Origin of the sequence: Gilliamella sp. WF3-4 (assembly GCF_001690275.1) — a bacterium.
In the GTDB taxonomy this organism is placed as follows: Bacteria; Pseudomonadota; Gammaproteobacteria; order Enterobacterales; family Orbaceae; genus Gilliamella; species Gilliamella apicola_C.
In genome coordinates, this window is sequence record NZ_LZGW01000035.1 from 1 (window position 1) to 3,799 (window position 3,799).

Annotated in this window: 6 protein-coding genes; all 6 read left to right on the plus strand. The window is 37.0% G+C overall.

Annotated features, from left to right (window positions below):
- Nucleotides 1–672, plus strand: a 672-nt coding sequence (locus tag A9G47_RS08035) for a DUF6708 domain-containing protein (RefSeq protein WP_218057450.1), incomplete at its 5' end; no start/stop codon positions are given.
- 78 nt (nucleotides 673–750) lie between these two features.
- Nucleotides 751–930, plus strand: a complete 180-nt coding sequence (locus tag A9G47_RS08040) for a hypothetical protein (RefSeq protein WP_065566421.1) — start codon at nucleotides 751–753, stop codon at nucleotides 928–930.
- 16 nt (nucleotides 931–946) lie between these two features.
- Nucleotides 947–1,774: a DUF6708 domain-containing protein gene (locus A9G47_RS08045; protein ID WP_065642647.1), complete on the plus strand. Its 828-nt coding sequence runs from the start codon at nucleotides 947–949 to the stop codon at nucleotides 1,772–1,774.
- Nucleotides 1,775–1,801: 27 nt separating this feature from the next.
- Nucleotides 1,802–2,023 carry a hypothetical protein gene (locus A9G47_RS08050; RefSeq protein WP_065642648.1) on the plus strand — a complete coding sequence of 74 codons (222 nt, stop codon included), beginning with the start codon at nucleotides 1,802–1,804 and terminating at the stop codon, nucleotides 2,021–2,023.
- Nucleotides 2,024–2,035: 12 nt separating this feature from the next.
- Nucleotides 2,036–2,863, plus strand: a complete 828-nt coding sequence (locus A9G47_RS08055; protein WP_065642649.1) for a DUF6708 domain-containing protein — start codon at nucleotides 2,036–2,038, stop codon at nucleotides 2,861–2,863.
- 261 nt (nucleotides 2,864–3,124) lie between these two features.
- Nucleotides 3,125–3,799, plus strand: a 675-nt coding sequence (locus A9G47_RS08060) for a DUF6708 domain-containing protein (RefSeq protein WP_065642650.1), incomplete at its 3' end; no start/stop codon positions are given.

Sequence of the window (3,799 nt, forward strand, 5' to 3'; positions counted from 1 at the left end):
TGCCTTTATTTTGTTGCTACTATTTTGGGAAGTATATTAACAGTTGGTTCTTTTATAATGATTTTTTGGTTCAATGATTCTGAAATTGGTGACAAACTAACAATAATGGGGATAATTGGTTTTATTACTTGTTGTGTCGCTTTATATCTATCTATTCCTGAATTCTACCAAAATGCTTTCTCCCGCCGTGGTAGCCCCATTATATTTAACCGTAAAACGGGTAAAGTCTATGTTAACGAAAGTTACTTTTTTAACTTTAAGTTTTTACGCCATCCTGCAGTATTTTTACAACCGAAAAAACGCCGAATAAAAGAGTATGATTGGGATGATTTGCATGGTGTTATTATCCATAATATGTCGCGTAATGCTTTAAGCTCGACTGTGTTAATGGTGTGCCAACCCGATACGCATCAAGTGATTGATCATATCATGCTAGATCCTGCCCGAGCAGGCGCTGGTAGTACATTTGTTTGGGGATGGATCAATAGTTTTATGTTTTTTTGTGATGTTGCCAATATTGATGATGGTGAATATAAGTCAGATCAAGAGGCGGAATTTAAAGCCCATAGGATTGACGGCCAAGGCTGGCCCGAATGGATGGTAGAAGCATTTAATGCTACATCATTAGAAGAGCTCGCCGGAATTAAACAACGGCACAATATAACGCAATAGCCCAAAAGCCGTTGCAGTTTGGCAAGCATGGGCAAAGTGGTATAGCAATCTAATTTTACCGGTATTGAAAAAATTGAAGTGAAAAAAACTGATTCTAACCAGCCAGATAGTGACTTAACGCTGATAACCTGGGTAGCGGGCACCTTTGCTTATGATCTAATAAATAACTATCAAATCAATATCAGCCCTAATGGACAAGATGATGGCGAAATTCCGCTCATCATTAACCGAATCAGTAACCAATTTCATGAAGAATAAATAAAAGGAGAATAAAATGCCATCAAAATACCGTCCACAAATTTTTGGTTGGTTTGGTGATTTGGATAAAGGTCCACGTTCAGTGTCCCTGCATGACGATCGCTTAAGCTATGCCAATAATAACTATTGTGCCTTTATTCGCCAGGATCTCAATGATCAGATTTTTTATACCTGCCTTTACTTTGTTGCTATTATTTTGGGGAGTATATTAGTAGTCGGATCTTGTACATTTATTATGGATTATGATCATCCTGATAGCGGTAGCATGCTTTGTTTTATAGGAGTTGGTGGCGTTATTACTTGCTGTGCTGCTTTATATCTATCCATTCCTGAATTCTATCAAAACGCTTTTTCCCATCGTGGTAGTCCCATTATATTTAACCGTAAAACGGGTAAAGTCTATGTTAACGAAAGTTACTTTTTTAACTTTAAAATATTACGCCATCCTGCAGTATTTTTACAACCGAAAAAACGCCGAATAAAAGAGTATGATTGGGATGATTTGCATGGTGTTATTATTCATAATATGTCGCGTAATGCTTTGAGCTCGACCGTGCTAATGGTGTGCCAACCCGGTACGCATCAAGTGATTGATCATATTATGCTAGATCCTATTCGCGCGGGCGCTGGTAGTACATTTGTTTGGGGATGGATCAATAGTTTTATGGTGTATTATAAATCTGCCAATATCGATGACGGTGAATATAAATCAGATCAAGAAGCGGAATTTAAAGCCCATAGGATTGACGGCCAAGGCTGGCCCGAATGGATGGTAGAAGCATTTAATGCTACATCATTAGAAGAGCTCGCCGGAATTAAACAACGGCACAATATAACGCAATAGCCCAAAAGCCGTTGCAGTTTGGCAAGCATGGGCAAAGCGGCATGGCAATCTAATTTTACCGATATTGAAAAAATTGAAGTAAAACAAACCGATTCTAACCAGCCAAGTAGTGATCTAACGCTGATAACCTGGGTAGCGGGCACCTTTGCTTATGATCTAATAAATAACTACCAAATCAATATCAGCCCTAATGGACAAGATGATGGCGAAATTCCGCTCATCATTAACCGAAGCAGGAAGAATAAATAAAAGGAGAATAAAATGCCATCAAAATATCGTCCACAAATTTTTGGTTGGTTTGGTGATCTAGATAAAGGCCCACGTTTAGTGCCCCTGCATGACGATCGCTTAAGCTATGCCAATAATAACTACTGTGCCTTTATTCGTAAGATTCCTTCTGATCAGATTCTTTATTTGTGTTTATCTATATCATTAATTTTAATGTTTATGGTCTTAGTCTTTTTTAGTTTTGATTTTTTTTCAATATTACTAAAAAAATCTGAATTAAAGATTTTTTTTATAGTATTATTTGGCATGTTATTAAGTTCATTTGTTATCTATTCATATGCACTTCCAGAGTTCTATCAAAACGCTTTTTCCCATCGTGGTAGCCCCATTATATTTAACCGTAAAACGGGTAAAGTCTATGTTAACGAAAGTGACTTTTTTAACTTTAAAATATTACGCCATCCTGCAGTATTTTTACAACCGAAAAAACGCCGAATAAAAGAGTATGATTGGGATGATTTGCATGGTGTTATTATCCATAATATGTCGCGTAATGCTTTAAGCTCGACCGTGTTAATGGTGTGCCAACCCGGTACGCATCAAGTGATTGATCATATTATGCTAGATCCTGCCCGAGCAGGCGCTGGTAGTACATTTGTTTGGGGATGGATCAACAGTTTTATGGTGTATTATAAATCAGCCAATATCAATGATGGTGAATACCGATCAGATCAAGAGGCGGAATTTAAAGCACATAGGATTGACGGCCAAGGCTGGCCCGAATGGATGGTAGAAGCATTTAATGCTACATCATTAGAAGAGCTCGCCGAAATTAAACAACGGCACAATATAACGCAATAGCCCAAAAGCCGTTGCAGTTTGGCAAGCATGGGCAAAGTGGTATAGCAATCTAATTTTACCGATATTGAAAAAATTGAAGTAAAAAAAACCGATTCTAACCAGCCAGGTAGTGATCTAACGCTGATAACCTGGGTAGCGGGCACCTTTGCTTATGATCTAATAAATAACTATCAAATCAATATCTGCCCTAATGGACAAGATGATGGCGAAATTCCGCTCATCATTAACCGAAGCAGGAAGAATAAATAAAAGGAGAATAAAATGTCATCAAAATACCGTCCACAAATTTTTGGTTGGTTTGGTGATCTAGATAAAGGCCCACGTTTAGTGCCCCTGCATGACGATCGCTTAAGCTATGCCAATAATAACTACTGTGCCTTTATTCGTAAGATTCCTTCTGATCAGATTCTTTATTTGTGTTTATCTATATCATTAATTTTAATGTTTATGGTCTTAGTCTTTTTTAGTTTTGATTTTTTTTCAATATTACTAAAAAAATCTGAATTAAAGATTTTTTTTATAGTATTATTTGGCATGTTATTAAGTTCATTTGTTATCTATTCATATGCACTTCCAGAGTTCTATCAAAACGCTTTTTCCCATCGTGGTAGCCCCATTATATTTAACCGTAAAACGGGTAAAGTCTATGTTAACGAAAGTGACTTTTTTAACTTTAAAATATTACGCCATCCTGCAGTATTTTTACAACCGAAAAAACGCCGAATAAAAGAGTATGATTGGGATGATTTGCATGGTGTTATTATCCATAATATGTCGCGTAATGCTTTAAGCTCGACCGTGTTAATGGTGTGCCAACCCGGTACGCATCAAGTGATTGATCATATTATGCTAGATCCTGCCCGAGCAGGCGCTGGTAGTACATTTGTTTGGGGATGGATTAATAGTTTTATGGTGTATTATAAATCAGCCAATATT

Excerpts from the sequence above, each read along its gene's own strand:
- A9G47_RS08050 (WP_065642648.1), top strand. The coding sequence starts at position 1,802 with ATGGGCAAAGCGGCATGGCAATCTAATTTTACCGATATTGAAAAAATT.
- A9G47_RS08045 (WP_065642647.1), top strand. The coding sequence starts at position 947 with ATGCCATCAAAATACCGTCCACAAATTTTTGGTTGGTTTGGTGATTTG.
- A9G47_RS08055 (WP_065642649.1), top strand. The coding sequence starts at position 2,036 with ATGCCATCAAAATATCGTCCACAAATTTTTGGTTGGTTTGGTGATCTA.